This is a genomic window from Bradyrhizobium sp. 1(2017) (genome assembly GCF_011602485.2).
In the GTDB taxonomy this organism is placed as follows: Bacteria; Pseudomonadota; Alphaproteobacteria; order Rhizobiales; family Xanthobacteraceae; genus Bradyrhizobium.
On sequence record NZ_CP050022.2, the window covers coordinates 1,938,687 to 1,954,080 of the forward strand.

The window sequence follows — 15,394 nt, forward strand, 5'->3', positions numbered from 1 at the left end:
TCGCAATGTCCGTCATTCCGGCCAGCACGCTCACCGAATCGATCGTCGCGATCGAGGACGTCTCCTCGCGGATCGAGGACGTGTTCGCGCGCGTCGGTCACGAGCTTGGACGCGGCCACCTCATCTTCAAGGAATTGAACCAGGGCCTCGCAACGCTTTCCTCGGAGCTCTCAGGTGCGGAGATCGAGGGCGCCGCGACGGCGTTGCAGGAGATCGCCGCGCGGCTGAGCGAGCTGGCGCAGGCGCTTCCGGCCGAGACCGCGCTGCTGGAGACGATCGGCAAGAGCACGGCGGAAGCATCCGCCTTGCTCAAGCCGCTGTTCAAGCACATCCAGATGATCGCCATCATCGCCCGCAGCGCGCGGATCGAGGCCGCCTCGCTCGACGGTGACCGCGAGGGCTTTCTCGCCTTCACCCAGGAGGCCTACGATCTCGGCAAGGCCGTGCAGGGCTCGATCGAGGGCTGCGCGCGGGATCAGCAGCGCCTGTCCGACGCCGTCGCCACCGCGTTCGGCCGGCAAAAGGAGTTCGAGGGCCGCTACCGGAATCAGCTGGCGGCGGAGAGCGTCGAGCTCGGCGCGGCCTATTCCGGATTGCGCGACCAGCGCGGCAACAGCCGCCATCTCGCCGACCTCACGAGCTCCAGCACCAGGAAGATCGCCGAAGCGGTGGGCAGCGCGATCATCTCCTTGCAGGCCGGCGACAGCACGCGCCAGCGCCTCGAGCATGTCTCTCACGGACTTGGTCTTGCCTCGGGACCCATTCCGAGCCTGGCGCCCTCATCGATGCCGAGCGACGACGGCGCGCGCGCGATTTGTCAGTTGCAGGCGGCCCAGCTCAGGGACGCCCAGCGCGAGTTCAGCGGCGACATCGGCCAGATCGTTCGCGCGCTGACCGCCATTTTGCGCGATGCGGGCGGTGTCGTCGGTCACGGCCGCACGCTGTTCGGCGGCGAGGACGGCGGCTCGTCGTCGTTCCTGGCGCGGATCAAGCAGACGCTGGCCCACGCCTCGACCCTGATCGCCACCTGCGAGGGCGCCGGCCGCTCGGTGGACGAGGCCCTCGCGATCGTCGAGGATACGCTGACGAAGTTTCGTCAGGCGATCGCGGGGCTTGCCGAGGCGACCGTCGACATCACGTTGATCGGGATGAATGCCGGTCTCAAGGCAAGCCACCTCGGCAGCCGCGGCAGCGCCTTCGTCGTCATCGCCAACGAGCTCAAGGCGACCGCCGATCAGGTGTCGGCGGGCGCCGCACGCCTGAGGCCGGTGCTCGACGGCATCGAGCGCTCGGCCGGGGAGCTGAAGCAACTCCGCGTGCAGGGCGATCCGACGCAGCTTGCCAAGCTCGAGCCGCAGATCCTTCAGGCGCTGCGCGAAGTCGAGGCCGGCAACGAGCGGCTCGGCAAGCTGATGAACCGGCTCGTCGTCGAAGGCGCCGAGTTCGAGGGACTGATGAATTCGGCGCAAGGTCTGATGAACGCGCTCGGTGAAGGCTCCGCGGCATTGCCCGCGGTCGCTGCCCGCCTCGAGACGGCCAGTGCCGGCGCCCAGAGGCCGCGTCCGCAGGACGAGGCCGTGCTCGATGAGCTGTTCGCGCGCTACACGATGGAGCGCGAGCGGGACATCCATCGCGACTTCCTGCAGGCGCTCGGGATCGCACCGATCGTCACCGCGCGCCGGGTCAAGGCGGCCGCGGCCGCCGATGACGGCATAGAACTGTTTTGAGTCCGCCTGCCGGGCTTTCTCGGCGTCGGCAGCAATTTGATGAGTTGGCTTTGCCTGGCGTTAACCGTGGCGGAATGCCTGCCGGATCGGTCATTGCCGCGCCCCAGAGTTGGTTGCAAATACCAGTGAATTCACGACGGATGTTTCCAATGCTGAGAGAAGGCAAATACGCTGCCTGGTTCAGGACACCGCATGGCCAGGGCACCGGTATCGTCCATCTGGCGGAGGGACGGATTTCGGGCAGCGACAGCTTCTTCACCTATGGCGGCTCCTATCAGTTCGACGATGATCAGCATTTCACGGCGGTTCTGACCACGCGCCGGCATGCCGAGGGTCCGTCGACCGTGTTCGGGCGCGACGAGGTCGAGGTCGAGCTCTCGGGCGTGTCCAGCGGCGCGATGGCGACCTGCTCGGGAACGTCGCGGCAAGCGCCCGGGGTCATGTTCGAGGCGACGCTGATCTACAGCCAGGACGACGCGCCGGCTGCCGGGGCCCGGGGTGCGGTCGTGAAGCTCAATGCCGACAAGCTGCCCAAGGGGCTCGACAGCCGTTCCCTGCCGCGGCACCCGTTCACGGCGGGCCCGCCCAGGTGAAAGCCGGAGCGGCGATGGGGCGCTGACTCTGCTCCCGCCCGAACCGGGCGCCGTGATTAGCGTTGCATTGACGCTGTTGTCTCGAATCGCGCCGCGGCCGTGATGCAGCAACTCAGCCTTTAGGAGCGAGAGCTAGCCTGCGGTCGATCAAGTGTGGTGGAAGAACATGCCTCAAATCTGGATGACATACGATGAACTCGGCGCGCTGTGCGCCTGCGGCGCAATGGAGGCCAGGAATCTCGCCATCAATTTGTCGCTCGATCGTCGCAGGAGTCGCGACGGGACGACGCGCGTGAAACTCGATCTGGCACTGACCGCCAGGTTCCTGGCATCCGTTCGTGAGTCCGATTTCGATCTCGATTGCGCCATTGAGGCGCTGCACAACACCCACCGTCAGATGGCCGAGCTGCTTTCGCCCGCCGAACTCCACAACAGGCGTGGGTTGGCCTGACCGCCGCGGGTTCCGTGTCAGCCCAATTCCCGCGATCGTCGTCCCGAATCAGCTTAAGCTCTGCAATGGAATTTCCGGCCGTCGTTGGGGTTCGATCGCGATGGGGCGCAGAGTCCGCAGGAGGAGTGCATGATCAAAGCCGTCTGTCGGCCCCCGGTGGCACTGTTGGCGACACTCGCGCTGGTCGGAAGCGTCGTGGCGACGAGCGCAACCGCAGCCGCGGAAGTCGTGAAGCTGCAATCCGAGCTCAAGGGAAGCAATGAAGTGCCTCCCAACAGCTCGACCGGCTCGGGCAAGGCCGAGGCGAGTTACGACACTGATACGAAAGTTCTGACTTACGTCGTCACCTATGCCGGGCTCACCGGACCGGTGATGGGCGCGCATTTCCACGGCCCCGGCGAGGCCGGCAAGAACGCCGGCATCGCCCTTCCGTTCAAGACGGTGGAAAGCCCGATCAAGGGCAGCGCGACGCTCACCGACGCGCAGGCAGCAGATCTGCTGGCCGGAAAGTGGTACGCGAACATCCACACCGCCGCGAACCCGGGCGGCGAATTGCGTGGCCAGATGATGAAGTGACGGCCGGTCGTGCATTCCACCGGTCATCTCCGCAAGGCCGGCCGCTTCAGGACGGCGGTCGGGGCAGGAACGCCAAGATCATCTGCGCGAGCATGACGCCGACCGTGCCTCCTGCCGCCTTCTGGAGCACGTCGAGGAAGCCCGGATCGCGGTCGGGGATGAACGATTGCATGAGCTCCAGCCCCACGGCGACCGCTATGACGAGAGAGCAGGCCAGGCTGAGCCGTCCCGGCAGCAGGAAGGCAAGAAGGAAGCCGAGCAGTCCATAGGCACTGAAGCGCTCGATCACCACGACCCAATAGGCCTCGTGATGCCCCATGAGCGCGGGCCTTCCCGCCAGCTTCGCCAGGGTGGCATAGACGATCAGCGCAAGGCAGATGCTCGCGGCTGCAATGAGGTGGTTCCTGCGCATGGCGCCAGCATACAGGGTTGGTCGCCGCTCAGGTTTGAAAGCCGAAATTATCGTTAAGGGGCCGCCGCCGGGCCGGCACAGATTTGCTTTCAAGACAGGAGTTCTGGAGGTTCGGGCTGCTCCGAGGACGCTGGAAGGGAAGTGGAAAGCCTGCCGCGCCGGTCAGGCCACCAAAGCCGTCTCGCCGGAGACCGTCGCGCCTGGCTGCACTGCCCGACGGGATTCGACGAGCTCGTTGAACCCGGCGAGAGGCAGGGGCGGCGCAACGAGATAGCCTTGGCCCTCCTCCACGCCGCATGCGATCAGGGCGCGGAGCTGCTCCTCGGTCTCGATGCCTTCCGCGACCACGGTCATCTGGAGATCTCTCGCGAGCGCCACCAGCATTTCCACGATCGTCGTCGTCGACGCGTCCACGGTGATCGTGTCCACGAAGAACTTGTCGATCTTGATCATGTCGGCGCCGACGCCCTTCAGCCGGGACAGCCCGCTATGGCCGACGCCGACGTCGTCGATGGCGACGCGGAAGCCATGGTCCCGCAGCTCGGCGACGACCGCCGCGGCACGCGCGAGATCGTCGAGCTCGTCGCGCTCGGTGATCTCGACCACGATCTGGCGCGCGGAGACCCTTGCCGTCAGGACCGTGCGACGCAGCGTTTCGACGAAACCAGCACTCAGCAGATGCCTGGGCACGACATTCAAGGACATCTTGAAAGCTTTGTTTGCCCTGAGCAATGGCCTCAGCTCGGCGAGCGCCGATCCCAGGATCTGCCAGGTCATGGCCTGGATGCGCCCGCTGGATTCGGCGAGCGGAATGAAGTTCATCGGCGAGACGACCGAGCCATCGCGGCGCAGCCAGCGAGCCAGAATCTCGCAGCCCCTGATCTGGCCCGTCCTGAGGTCGAAGATCGGCTGGTAGTATGGCTTGAATTCACCGGCCGCCAGCGCCCGATCGAGATCGGCGACCGGCCCCTCCGTTCGGCGGCTGCGCGCCAGCAGAATGCCAAAGATTGCCCCAAGTCCGAGCGCCACCGCGAGCACGGGCCAATATGCCTCGTTGTTCCAACTCGAAAGGACCGCGTGATCGAGCCGGATCTTGGCATCAAGCGGGAAGCGGGTGGAATTCCTGTCGAAGCTGATCGGCGCCGGCAAGGCTTTGTCGGCGTCGATCTGGAATTTGCCGAGCTTCTCGCCACTGCTCAAGGCAAGGATCACCTCGCTATGCGCGCGCAGTTCGGCGGGCATGATGTCGAACAGGCTGGCATTGATGCCGACGATGGCGACAAGGGCTGAGCTGCCGTTGATGTCCCTGAGCACGCCCAAGGCGTCGCCTCCGAACTGCTCCACGCGAAACAGCGAAAGCGTCCTGTCGTGCGAAGGCAGCATATCGCGGCGATCCGCCCATCCCTTGTCGAATTCGAGCGTCTCGGAATAAGCCGAGCAGATCACCGAGCCATTCGGCTTGACGAGACGGATATCCTTGATCGCCGGGCGCTGGTAGACGTGGAGGCGAATGGCTTGCAACGCCCCCGGCTCGCAGCTGGCGAGATTGCGCCCTGCGAGATCGTCCAGGCTGGCCGCGGCAAAATCGACCGCAAACTCGGAGCGGCGCAGAACGACCTCGGTCAACTCGTCGAGCTGATGGGCCTGCTGCTGGTGAATGACGGCCTCTGCGGCGAAATGGCCCGCCAGCCCGAACGCCATCGTACTCGCAAGAACGAGCGCGGCAAACGGGAGTTTCTGTCGCTGGAGTTTCATCCGGTTACTGCGAAATCAGGCGAGCCTGGGCGATTGATCCTAGCCAGCGGGGGCTAAGATAGGGTTTAACGGGCAGACCGGTCTGGAAGGACTTCTCCTGCCGTTGGTCGGGAGCTCGTTGCCTCGGCGCAGGGAACCGCACAGCCGCGAATTCCGCTTCGGACAGCAGGATGGAGCCTTCAAGGGAGCTAGCCGGGCTGTTCCCAGAAGAACACGCAAGACGAGGGTGAACGGCCGGACGAACCGAGGTGACGCTCAATCGGCGATCAGCGAGGGCGCACCGGAATGACCTCTGGGTAAGGTCGGTCGGGCCTGTCGATGTGGGGCATGGCGCGATGGCGGGTGGCCCACAGTCGAAGCACCACGAAGGCGATGTTAATCGCCAGCCAGATCAACATTGCGGAAATGGCAAAATTCACCATTGCCAGACCTCGTTGTGCAGCCTGTCGATAACACCTACGCGTTGCCTTGGTTCCCATCTGCCCCGGCGAAAAGCTCGGCCGCGCTGCACAAAAAGGGTTGCCGTCACGGTGCACGAGGGAATGCTGCGGTCCCCGACGCCCTGTCTCCGCGCGTTAGCCCTTCTTGCCGGCGTTCGGCTTCAACGAAAGGCCAAGCCGCAATGCCATGCGCTTGATCGCATCGGGCGAGCGCCCGAGAACCTTCGCCGCTTCTTCCAGCGAAGCCGATGACTTGGCCAGCTCCATGAGCCGGCGGTCTTCCTTGAACGACCAGGGCTTGCGCGCCATAACCGAAATGATCCTCTCGTCGACACAAGGACAAAGCCGCCAAGCGGACCCATGTTCGCTCGACGGCTTTGCTTGGGTGGGGCCGGGCTTGGGGGAGCCCGGTGCGAGAAGGGATAAGCCAAGCGCGAGACTTCGCAACAAGCAACGCGGATTAAGCTAACTGCTCAACCTTACCGCGATGAAGTTGGTGCATGGCGCTCCGTATAACCACGGATGTTTCCTCGATGCCGTCTGCAGTCGTCGGCAGCCGCGTTCGAAAAATGTCGAAGACGCCTTCATCACACGAAGCGCAGGCGTGCTCGGCCAAGAGTCTCAGCGCTGTCGATCTCGAAGTTCTTGCGACGACCAGATGAAGTAGGGCGGGAAGAACGTTCCGAAAAATGGGATGCCCTATACGCCCCCTCGATGGGAGCTGGTCGAAGCCCGCCCCCTTCATGATCGGGTAGAGCACTCTCCGAAAGAGTGTGTGGCGGTTATGAAAGGTCATGCTCAAACGACAACCTGAAAGCGTGACGATTGATCCCGATCGCATCGCGCTTCAGGCGGGCCGTCAACTGCTGTGGCCGTCGTGGCGAGCCGTAACCATGTGCGGTTAGGTTAATCCGGCGCCGTCCTTGAGAGTTTCGCAGCGGCAACCTAGAACGTGCCGGTTCATGGCGACAGTTTAGCCGCCTCGAGTTTTCGGGGCTCGCGTAGGTAGGCGTGGATGGCGTATGTGATTGCATTGCTGGGCGCGGCGAGCTGCGGCCTCGTTTTGACCGTATTCGTTTTGGCTTATGATCGGCGGTTGAAGGATCTTCCAGGGCCTTGGATCATGAACGAGGGCCATTCGAATGATTGATCAAACTCACGATGCGCCCCGCAGGTATTTCGTCGATGCCCAAGGGCATCGTGTTCTGATCGGCCTTTCGCTGCAGGAGACGGCGGAATTCGAGACGCTGGATCCCTCATCGAAAGAGACGGTTCAAATCGGAGCCCGAATCCGCGAGAATGAAGGAATTGCCGGGCCGGGCGAAATTCGGTGGCTCGAGCTCTATTCCAAGCACGAAGGAGCCTGGCGGGCGTGGATCGCACAAAGCCAGGCGGCTCAAACGCAAGATTTAAGCTTTGTTAACTATGTCTGACCGATGGTAGCCGCCTGAATCTCGAAGGTGGGATGGCCCAAATGTTTCAGCTGTTCCTGAGAGCGCGCGCACACAATCTTCTCGGCTCCCGCCGCGAGGACAAGACCTTCAAGGCGCGCTCCGCCGAGCGTGATGCGCAGACCGACCGCGCGCGGATCGGTGCCGTCCTGGCGGCGATCGAAACTGCATTGCAGGAAGCGGAGAGGGAGCAGGCCGGCCTCAACCGGCGTGTCGACGATGCCCTCGCGCGTGCGTCCGTCACCTTCGGAAACGGCACCGACGAATATCTCGAGCGGGAGCCGCTCGACAATCATCATCAGGATCTCTTTGCAGCCGACATCTCGAACGGCCAGCGGCGGCTGAAGGAGTTGGCAGGCAGCATTGCTCATTTGAAGTTCGTGAAGACCGCGATGCTCACGCGCTTTCCTGATTTCAAGCCGCCGCAGCTCAACAGCTAGAGCATGATCCGGAAAACTGTGCAGCGGCTTTCCGAAGAGATCGCGCTCTGACAATAACCCGAAGAGCGATGACGATTCGTCCTGATCTCGTCGCGCTTGCTTGAGGGCAATGCTCGCGATGCGCCGCCCCATGTCACGGCGACCGCGTGGCAATTCGGCGCCGGTTTGCCGTTTGGTGCTGCGATCCTTTTTGATATGGTTCGGGCAATCATTCACGGGTGAAGGAGCGAAGAGGTGCCGGTCAAGAATTTGCGGACGTTGGTTGGATTGGCAGGTGTTCTGACGCTGGGCGCGCCGGCGACGGCTTCGGCCATCACTGCCGAAGTGGCGCGCGCGTGCGACGCGGCCGTTGCCAAGGCCTTTCCGCCCAGGCAAGTGGGCAACCCTGCGGCCGGGAGCGCCAAGGGATCGGGCAAGGACCAGCGCGAATATTTCCAGAAATGCGTCGCCAATAACGGCAAGGTCGACGACATCCCGGCTGACGCGCCGAAAGGCAACAAGCCGGCCAAATAGGAAACAAAGGCGGCGTTATCGTCGCGGCGGCGGACAGGGCGAGTAGAACGCGCCGTTCGCCGCGTTGATGCGCTCGACGCACTGATTGGGATCGGTGATCGTCCCGGCCACGGTGAAGTCGTAGCCCATGCCCTTGACCACCACGATGTAGCGGCCGGGCGCGAGCGCGAAACCGTCTTGCTCCGGTTGAAGCAACAGCATTCTCGACTGGTCGTCGATCGGACCTACCTTGTAGGGGTAGGACATGCTGCGGATGACCCAGGAATCGCCGGCGCTGACGATGGCGGCTTTCCCGGTGGCATCGACGCCCATCGACCGTGAGACTTTCGCGATCACCCGAACTTCGGTCCCGCTTGCGTCGACACCCCCATCCGGCCTGAACACGACGAATTTGACGTCGCCGTCCATCAAGGTGGTCACGCTCGGCGTGTTGATGGCGGCCGAGATCGCGACGCGCCGGTCCGGGATCTTTCCGGGCACCGGCTTGAGCTCATGCAGATGGCCCTCGCTCAAGGCGTAGACGCCGAACGTCGTCGGCAAGGGCATAGAGGGGTATGCCGCTTGCGCCGGCTCCTTCGGGCTCTCCGGCGCCCGCTCGGCGGTTTCACCCACCGGGGGAGTTGTGATCGCGGTCGGCTGAGGCTCCGGGCTCTTGGGCGTTCGCTCGGGCCGTGCCACCTGCGACGATGCCGTCAGTTGCGCCTTCAGCCGCGGCCAATAGACGGCCGCGGTGCCGGCGCTCGCAATGAGCAGGAGGATGGCGGTCAATCGAACGAGAGAATTGGAAAACCCGCGCCGTCTGGGCTGGTCGGGCGAGCTTGACGGTGTGGCAGAGCGGCGTGGTGTCTCTGCAGCCTTCGGAATGGCTGGTGAAGCCAAGGCAGCCGGAATCGGAATGGGCGGGAGAACGGAGACGTTGACCGGCGGAGAATTCGCCGCGGGGGCCGAAGCATCCTTGTCCGATGAGGACTTCTCGCTTCGCCCAAAGGAGCGTTCGACCTCCCGAATGGCGCGTTCAAGGACTTGCTGGAGTTCCCGCGCTTCCCGCGCGTCGGCATGGGTGAATTGTTCCAGGAGCCTGATGCGGGCCAACTCGTAAACGACCTCCCGCATCTCCCGAGGGTCGTCCGAGATCTCGCGGATCCGCGCTGACAACAGGCGGACAAGTCCGGCCTTGATCTCTTGCGCCGCCAAGGCGTTGGCTGCTGTGTCGCCGGGCTCCGTCATCAAGGCCGATCAACTAGCCCGGATAGTGCTGTTCCGCTAGGCTTTTTCACCCCCGGCTACAATGGGGCGCTTTGATGATCCGGCTGCAAAGGTCCCGCGCGATCAGCTCGAAGAGCTTGCTTTTGAGCAGAAACCTGTGACATTTCGCGCAGCTCCTCTTTCCGGTGTTTGACCATGCGCGGCGTTTTGACAGCGATCATGTTTTCGACCTTTCTGGTTCAATCTGCTTTTGCGCAAGGGACCAAGGACCAGGCCAACACCACCAGTTCCAGCATCGTGACGACACCGGATAAGAAGAAACAGACCACCCAGGCTGCCTCCCGGCCGACCGCCGTCCGGAATGTGACGGGAAGCCTTCCCGCCGGGCGGGCGGCCCAAGGCGTCTGGAGGAACGGCAAGCTGATCGCCGTGCCTCGGTGAGGTCGCGCAACGAACCGTGAAGGAACGGTGTTCGCCTCCCTGACGTTCCTGCTCGGGAGATGTCGCACATGAAACGCTTAGTCTTGATCACATTCGCGCTTGTCGCGCCTGCCGGTGCCTGGGCCCAGGGCGTCAACGATCCGTCGACGCCCAATCGCAACGTGATCATCGTCAATCCGTCGCAGCCCTCGGCCCGCAATGCGACGCGGAATATTCCGAGCCGGATCGAGGGTCCCGTGACGACGACTTACGGACGGGCCCGGCCCTATTACGGGAACAGAACCCGGGGCAGCGGGTCGAGCCGTCGCTACTAGGGCCTCTGCGCAACTGACGATTTTATCCCGATCTCATCGCGCTTTAGCCGCGGTGACCCCTGCCGGGCGTGTGCACGCTATTGCGGGTTGACTTCGACCTCCAGGGTCGACGTTCCGAGGTCGTGTCGGTTCTTGCCCGAGATCAGCAGCGTAAACTTGTCCGCGCCGGGCGTTCTGGTTTCTGCCGAATAGCGGAAGCCGGACCCGACCACCGCCAATTGTCCACGTGATGGTCCGCTCACGACCGATACGTTGAAGATCTGCATGTATGACCAGCGCAGTCCCTGAATGCAGTCGGCTCCAGGAGCGATCGACATCGTCCATTTCACCGTATCGTCCGACAAGGCGAACGGCGTGCGTTCCTTGATGCAGAGGGGGCTCGCCTGCGCCGCGAGGCCAGACATGGCGGAAGCCACAACGACAACAGCCAGCAGCAATATCGGTCTTGCACGCATTCCCGGCAACTCCACGAGGGGATGCCGACGCTAGCAGCAATGACCTAACGAGGTCTTAGAATGGAGCTGTTGGCCCTCGGCCGATCACATGACGCGGAGCGCAGGGGCGCAACCGTCAGCCGGCCTGTCTCCGGACCATGTCATCCTATCCCTGTTTTGCCCGACGCGTCAATCTAATTTCGGAAAAGTCGTATCTCATTGTTTTTGCTGATACCGGCTACTGTGCATGGGGTTGTTTTCGAGCTTTTGATGGGACGGCTCCGAGCTGAAGGTCAGGCGTCCGACCATTGCCCGCTAGCGAAGTCCTCAAGCCAAGGGAAATCTGGCCCGCGGATGCGCTTCCCTGCAATTTGCTGCAAGGATATAGACTGAAGGACTAGGAACGACTGCTTCCGGCCAATCGTCGTCCTTACGATGTGTCCCTTGGAGTGACTGGCGTGCGCACCGCTCGACGTGACCAATTGCCAGCCGACCGACGGCGGCCTGGGGTGCGGGCTGGAGCGATCATCACCATTGCCAGTGCATTCGGCCTCGGTCTCGCCTGCCCGTCATTGTGTCTTGCTCAGAGCGAGCCGGAGCCCTCGCTCAACGACTATCTTCCACCGCGCGAGCCGGAAGTCTCGCGCGACGAATGGCGGCAGCGGATCGAGGAGGCACGGCGGCGGTCCAAAGAGATCTCGCGCGAGCGGCGCGAGCATCCCGAGCTCTACAAGCCGATCCCCAAGGATCCAGACCTTGTCGCGAGCGAACGTCTCCTCCGCGACGACAGCCTGCAACGAGGCGACATCGTCACGACCAAGAAGGGCATGTTCGTCTATCAGGGGCGATCCGACCAACCGCGCCGCGACCAGGACTTCGTGCCGGTCAACCCGAAATCCGTGCGCTGAGCCAAAGCATGATCCGGAAAAGTGCGAAGCGGTTTTCCGGAAAGATCATGCGTAAACAACAACCAAAAGCGCGATGACGATCCATCCAAGTCTCATCGCGCTCTAGTACCGCCGCAGAATCTCGTTGAATCCGGGATCGGTCACCTTCGTGGTCTCGAGCAGCAGCGATTTGCCTTGCGGCGTTGCCTGCACGTAGGCCGCGATCAGCAGTGGCTCGTAGCGAGAGCGATTGGCCAGCGCCGATCGAATATCGGATTGCGCCAGCAGCTTGATCTCATCATCGGTCGCAGCGGCGCTCGAGGTCACGGTCCGGACGCGCGAGAAGGCAACGTCGATCGGGACCGATCCGGTCAGGTACGACATCTTGACCGCCGGCGTTGCCGCTTGGCCCGTCTGGGCCTGCAGCGTGCCGAGCGTGAGCCATAGCGCCGGCCTGACCGGTGAGACTTTCAAGGCGGCCACGACCGCGCTTTGGGCTGCCTTGTTCTCGTTGGCTTTGCCGACCGCATCGGTCGAAGGGCGGTGAAGAATGTCAGCGGCCACCGCCGCCGCGTAATTCGCCAGCAGGTCGCCATCCCACGACACGGATGCCAGAACGCCCGAGGCGGCGAGCTTCGCCTTGCCGGGCGGAATCTCGCCCGAGAACAAATCGCTGGCGTGAAAGCTCGGTCGTACGAGATCGCCATAGAACGCGATGCCGGCGTGAAGCGCCAGCACGATTGCGGTCAAGATGCCGATGACGCGAAGCAGGATCACCGAAGTTCGGCCCAAGCTTTCAAATTGCGAGAAGACTATCGCCTTGGATCGTCAATAGCGTCAAGTTTCCGGTCGCATATGCACCGGTGTCGATGTTGATGCGGTTTGGGCGGATATCGGGCGCGCTGACCGGCGTGTGACCATGCACGATATATTTGCCGAAGCGCTCCTCCGAGGCGAGGAATTCCTCGCGGATCCAGAGCAGATCCTCGTCCTTCTGGCGATCGAGCGCGACGCCCGGTTTGACGCCGGCATGGACGAAGAAGAAGTCGCCGCAGGTGAAGGACGAGGGCAATTGTCGGAGGAAGGCCAGGTGCTCCGGCGGCAGCGTGCGTTTCAGTCCCTCGATCAGTTCGACCTGCTGCTCCGCGGACGGATTCATGGTTGGCGTGATGCCGTAGGAGACCAGCGTCAAGAGGCCGCCATAGTGGCGCCACTCCTGCAGACGGGCGGGGTCCTTGAGCACCTCGAGCAGGAAGACCTCGTGATTGCCCTTCAGGCAGACCGTCTCGTGCGACTTCGAACGCGCGATCAAGAGATCGAGAACGCCCCGTGAATCCGGACCGCGGTCGACATAGTCGCCGAGAAAAACCTGGATGGCGCGCTGGGGGGCCGAGCGGGCAAGGTCGGCGTCGATGACGGTTAACAGCGATTGAAGCAGATCGGCGCGGCCGTGCACGTCGCCGATCGCATAAACGCGAACGCCATCGGGAAGCCGAGGCTTGGTCTTCTTTCGAAAGCGTGAGGAAAGGCCCATCAGGTCGGTCGAATCGCATCCAGCGTCACGAGCGGAACGTCGTGACCGCTCTTAGCAGAACAAGTCACACACCGGTATTCTTAATTGTTTCCGAACGATGAGCCCGCATTTTGATTAAAGAACCGTGCGGCCCTTGAGCCGTATCTCAAGACGTCTCGCGTAGCGTCTCCCCAACAAGAACGGGGAGCGCGACATGCGCAAAGTGGTAAAGTTCCTGGCGGCCGTGGCCGCAATCGTGGTTGCTGCGGGGGTGCAGCAGAAAGCGGAAGCCGCCTTCGTCGGTGCGCCCATGGGGCTGCGCGGTGCCATCCAGTACATCAAGTTCGACCAGCCGACGCTGGCGCCGATGGCGTTCACCATCTTCTGCCTGAAGTACAAGGACGAGTGTAAGCCGCGTCGGCAGCAGATCGTGTTCCGCGGCGGTCGCCTGAAGCTTACGGCCGAGCGCATCGCGCAGATGCAGGAGGTCAACCAGCGGGTCAACACCGCGATCCGCCCGGAGGCCAATCTGGAAGGGCTGCGCGGCGAGAAATGGCTGCTGCATCCGGCGAGCGGCGACTGCAACGATTACGCTGTGACAAAACGACACGATTTGATCGCCAAGGGCTTTCCGGCGCGCTCGGTGCTGCTGAGCGAGGTCGTGACCAGCTGGGGCGAGCATCATCTGGTGGTGGTGGTGCGGACCTTCTCCGGCGACCTCGTGCTGGACAATCTCTCCGGCCACATCGCGCCGTGGTCGAAGAAGCCCTATCGCTGGGTTCGCATCCAGTCGCCCAAGAACCCGAACTACTGGGCTTCACTCGGCGATCGCGCGGTCTGATCACCCGCGCTCTATCGTGATGCCGATTGGCTGATGCTCTGCGAGAGCCCCAATCCCACGATCACCGAAAGGCACAGGATTGCTGCCGGCCGCAGCAGTCCGGGACCTGCGAAGCTCTGCATCAGCGCAAAGAGAACACAGGCCGCGGCCGACGCGGGGAAGAACGAGTCGCGTCCGCGCTTCAGAGCCCCGAAGAACAGGCGGACCGTGGCGATCAGGCTCACCGCGATCATGGCAGCCAAGCCGAGCCATCCCATCTCTGCAAAGATGGCGATCGCCGTCGAGGGCGCGGTCAGAACGGCTCCGGCGTCGCTCTGATAGATTCCGCCCACCGCAGCAAAGGTCCCGGCGCCGGCGCCGAACCAGCGCGTGTCCGCCAGCATGCGCTCGAGGGCAGCCTCCGTCTCGGCTCCCAAATCCGGGACCAGCCGCAGGAGGAGCGGTCCGGAGCTGTTCTCGAAGAGGAAGGTCAGAACGATCGCCGCTCCGATCAGAGCTGCTGCCGACAAGGCGGCCGCTGCCAATGGCGAGAGGTCCAGTCTGCGGATGACGAGGATCAGCAGGATCAACACGACACCGAAAGCGGCTGCGATCGCGCTGCTCGTTCCGGCCAACCCAAAGATCGCGGCTGCGCTGGCCGAAGCCCCGGCAAGGCCGCAAAGGCCGATCACGACGGAGCGAAGGACCGAGTGATGGGTTTCGGCCCGCTCCGCCGCGAGCTGCATGATCGCCAGATTGAGCATGAGGCCGAGGCCGGCCAAGGCGGTCGCGAGGTCGAAAGGCGCGGCTGCAGCAAGCCCTGGCGAGAGCCGATGCAGGTCCAAGATCAAGGCGGCGACCCCCGTTACTCCGCCCAGCACGAAGAGAACCAGCTCGGCACGGCTGCGGTTGCGGACCACCAGGATGGCGACGCCGAGCAATGAGACCGCTGCGAGCGCCAACACCAGTGCGTCCAGAGTCAAACCGATATCGGCCGTGATCGGCCCGAACGAGAGGCCGCCGAGGACGTCGTGGGCGCTGGCCCAGATTGGATGTGCAAAGCTCAGGGGAAGGGGGACGAGTTGGGCCGCGATGCACAGCGGAATGGCGATCAGGATCCAGCGGCCCCAGGACGTCGCGCGGACAAAGTGCTCGTAGTCGGCTTTTCGCGTACTCCGGGCGGCTGCCAGCAGGCTTAGCGCTGCGGCCATCGACCCCAGCTGCGCACCGAACTTGGCACCGGCGATTTCGAGAGCGGAAGCGGAAACGATGGAAACGATGAGAGCAAAGTAAGCGAGGGACAAACGGCGCGCTCGAAGCAAATCCTGAAACGGTCAGGTCACCATACAAGCGGGCGGTGGGTTTTCAAACAGAGGCCTGTTTCGGACCAACGCCTCGACGTGGGCCGATCGCGCGCGCGG

The 15,394-nt window shown here is 63.4% G+C and carries 20 protein-coding genes; 11 read left to right on the forward strand and 9 right to left on the reverse strand.

The genetic code is table 11. The features are described from left to right. Positions 1 to 5 precede the first annotated feature (5 nt). From HAP40_RS09305 to HAP40_RS09320, 4 genes are all read left to right on the forward strand, one after another. Positions 6 to 1,727 carry a chemotaxis protein gene (locus HAP40_RS09305; protein WP_166818089.1) on the forward strand — a complete coding sequence of 574 codons (1,722 nt, stop codon included), beginning with the start codon at positions 6 to 8 and terminating at the stop codon, positions 1,725 to 1,727. Positions 1,728 to 1,876: 149 nt separating this feature from the next. Next, complete coding sequence (locus HAP40_RS09310; RefSeq protein WP_166818088.1) at positions 1,877 to 2,320, forward strand: hypothetical protein; 444 nt, start codon at positions 1,877 to 1,879, stop codon at positions 2,318 to 2,320. A 166-nt stretch (positions 2,321 to 2,486) separates the two neighbouring features. Continuing rightward, positions 2,487 to 2,771 carry a hypothetical protein gene (locus HAP40_RS09315; RefSeq protein WP_166818087.1) on the forward strand — a complete coding sequence of 95 codons (285 nt, stop codon included), beginning with the start codon at positions 2,487 to 2,489 and terminating at the stop codon, positions 2,769 to 2,771. A gap of 129 nt (positions 2,772 to 2,900) precedes the next feature. Beyond that, positions 2,901 to 3,347 (forward strand): CHRD domain-containing protein, encoded by a 447-nt coding sequence (locus HAP40_RS09320; RefSeq protein ID WP_166818086.1) that lies wholly within the window; start codon positions 2,901 to 2,903, stop codon positions 3,345 to 3,347. Between the two features lie 46 nt (positions 3,348 to 3,393). On the opposite strand, the gene HAP40_RS09325 is transcribed toward HAP40_RS09320, so the two are convergent. The 4 genes from HAP40_RS09325 to HAP40_RS09340 all read right to left on the reverse strand — a co-directional run bounded on the left by HAP40_RS09325 (position 3,394) and on the right by HAP40_RS09340 (position 6,263). Then, positions 3,394 to 3,759, reverse strand: a complete 366-nt coding sequence (locus HAP40_RS09325; RefSeq protein ID WP_166818085.1) for a VanZ family protein — start codon at positions 3,757 to 3,759, stop codon at positions 3,394 to 3,396. Between the two features lie 162 nt (positions 3,760 to 3,921). After that, a complete protein-coding gene (locus HAP40_RS09330; protein ID WP_166818084.1) occupies positions 3,922 to 5,514 on the reverse strand; it encodes an EAL domain-containing protein in 1,593 nt (530 codons plus the stop codon). A 266-nt stretch (positions 5,515 to 5,780) separates the two neighbouring features. Continuing rightward, a complete protein-coding gene (locus tag HAP40_RS09335) occupies positions 5,781 to 5,936 on the reverse strand; it encodes a hypothetical protein (protein ID WP_166818083.1) in 156 nt (51 codons plus the stop codon). Between the two features lie 153 nt (positions 5,937 to 6,089). After that, positions 6,090 to 6,263 carry a hypothetical protein gene (locus HAP40_RS09340; protein ID WP_166818082.1) on the reverse strand — a complete coding sequence of 58 codons (174 nt, stop codon included), beginning with the start codon at positions 6,261 to 6,263 and terminating at the stop codon, positions 6,090 to 6,092. Positions 6,264 to 7,096: 833 nt separating this feature from the next. Between HAP40_RS09340 and HAP40_RS09345 the strand changes: the two genes are divergently transcribed. The 3 genes from HAP40_RS09345 (at position 7,097) to HAP40_RS09355 (ending at position 8,358) form a co-directional block, all read left to right on the forward strand. Then, a complete protein-coding gene (locus tag HAP40_RS09345) occupies positions 7,097 to 7,387 on the forward strand; it encodes a hypothetical protein (protein WP_166818081.1) in 291 nt (96 codons plus the stop codon). Positions 7,388 to 7,428: 41 nt separating this feature from the next. Next, positions 7,429 to 7,845 carry a hypothetical protein gene (locus HAP40_RS09350; RefSeq protein ID WP_166818080.1) on the forward strand — a complete coding sequence of 139 codons (417 nt, stop codon included), beginning with the start codon at positions 7,429 to 7,431 and terminating at the stop codon, positions 7,843 to 7,845. 234 nt (positions 7,846 to 8,079) lie between these two features. Beyond that, positions 8,080 to 8,358, forward strand: coding sequence for a hypothetical protein (locus tag HAP40_RS09355; protein WP_246741149.1), 279 nt, complete (start codon positions 8,080 to 8,082; stop codon positions 8,356 to 8,358). A gap of 15 nt (positions 8,359 to 8,373) precedes the next feature. On the opposite strand, the gene HAP40_RS09360 is transcribed toward HAP40_RS09355, so the two are convergent. Next, positions 8,374 to 9,126 (reverse strand): hypothetical protein, encoded by a 753-nt coding sequence (locus HAP40_RS09360; RefSeq protein WP_246741148.1) that lies wholly within the window; start codon positions 9,124 to 9,126, stop codon positions 8,374 to 8,376. Positions 9,127 to 9,759: 633 nt separating this feature from the next. Between HAP40_RS09360 and HAP40_RS09365 the strand changes: the two genes are divergently transcribed. Together HAP40_RS09365 and HAP40_RS09370 are read left to right on the forward strand one after the other, a co-directional pair. Beyond that, a complete protein-coding gene (locus HAP40_RS09365; RefSeq protein ID WP_166818078.1) occupies positions 9,760 to 10,005 on the forward strand; it encodes a hypothetical protein in 246 nt (81 codons plus the stop codon). A gap of 68 nt (positions 10,006 to 10,073) precedes the next feature. Continuing rightward, positions 10,074 to 10,319: a hypothetical protein gene (locus tag HAP40_RS09370; protein WP_166818077.1), complete on the forward strand. Its 246-nt coding sequence runs from the start codon at positions 10,074 to 10,076 to the stop codon at positions 10,317 to 10,319. A gap of 77 nt (positions 10,320 to 10,396) precedes the next feature. On the opposite strand, the gene HAP40_RS09375 is transcribed toward HAP40_RS09370, so the two are convergent. Further along, positions 10,397 to 10,774, reverse strand: a complete 378-nt coding sequence (locus HAP40_RS09375) for a hypothetical protein (protein ID WP_166818076.1) — start codon at positions 10,772 to 10,774, stop codon at positions 10,397 to 10,399. Positions 10,775 to 11,262: 488 nt separating this feature from the next. Between HAP40_RS09375 and HAP40_RS09380 the strand changes: the two genes are divergently transcribed. Continuing rightward, on the forward strand, positions 11,263 to 11,661 hold the full coding sequence (locus HAP40_RS09380) for a hypothetical protein (protein ID WP_166818075.1): 399 nt from the start codon (positions 11,263 to 11,265) through the stop codon (positions 11,659 to 11,661). Positions 11,662 to 11,763: 102 nt separating this feature from the next. Here the strand turns inward: HAP40_RS09380 and HAP40_RS09385 are convergent, their stop codons facing one another. Next, positions 11,764 to 12,417 (reverse strand): hypothetical protein, encoded by a 654-nt coding sequence (locus HAP40_RS09385; RefSeq protein ID WP_166818074.1) that lies wholly within the window; start codon positions 12,415 to 12,417, stop codon positions 11,764 to 11,766. A 19-nt stretch (positions 12,418 to 12,436) separates the two neighbouring features. Continuing rightward, positions 12,437 to 13,174 (reverse strand): metallophosphoesterase family protein, encoded by a 738-nt coding sequence (locus HAP40_RS09390; RefSeq protein WP_166818073.1) that lies wholly within the window; start codon positions 13,172 to 13,174, stop codon positions 12,437 to 12,439. Positions 13,175 to 13,367: 193 nt separating this feature from the next. On the opposite strand from HAP40_RS09390, the gene HAP40_RS09395 reads away from it, so the two are divergent. Beyond that, positions 13,368 to 13,994, forward strand: a complete 627-nt coding sequence (locus HAP40_RS09395) for a transglutaminase-like cysteine peptidase (protein WP_166818072.1) — start codon at positions 13,368 to 13,370, stop codon at positions 13,992 to 13,994. 11 nt (positions 13,995 to 14,005) lie between these two features. On the opposite strand, the gene HAP40_RS09400 is transcribed toward HAP40_RS09395, so the two are convergent. Next, positions 14,006 to 15,184 carry a hypothetical protein gene (locus HAP40_RS09400; RefSeq protein ID WP_246741147.1) on the reverse strand — a complete coding sequence of 393 codons (1,179 nt, stop codon included), beginning with the start codon at positions 15,182 to 15,184 and terminating at the stop codon, positions 14,006 to 14,008. Positions 15,185 to 15,394: the final 210 nt, after the last annotated feature.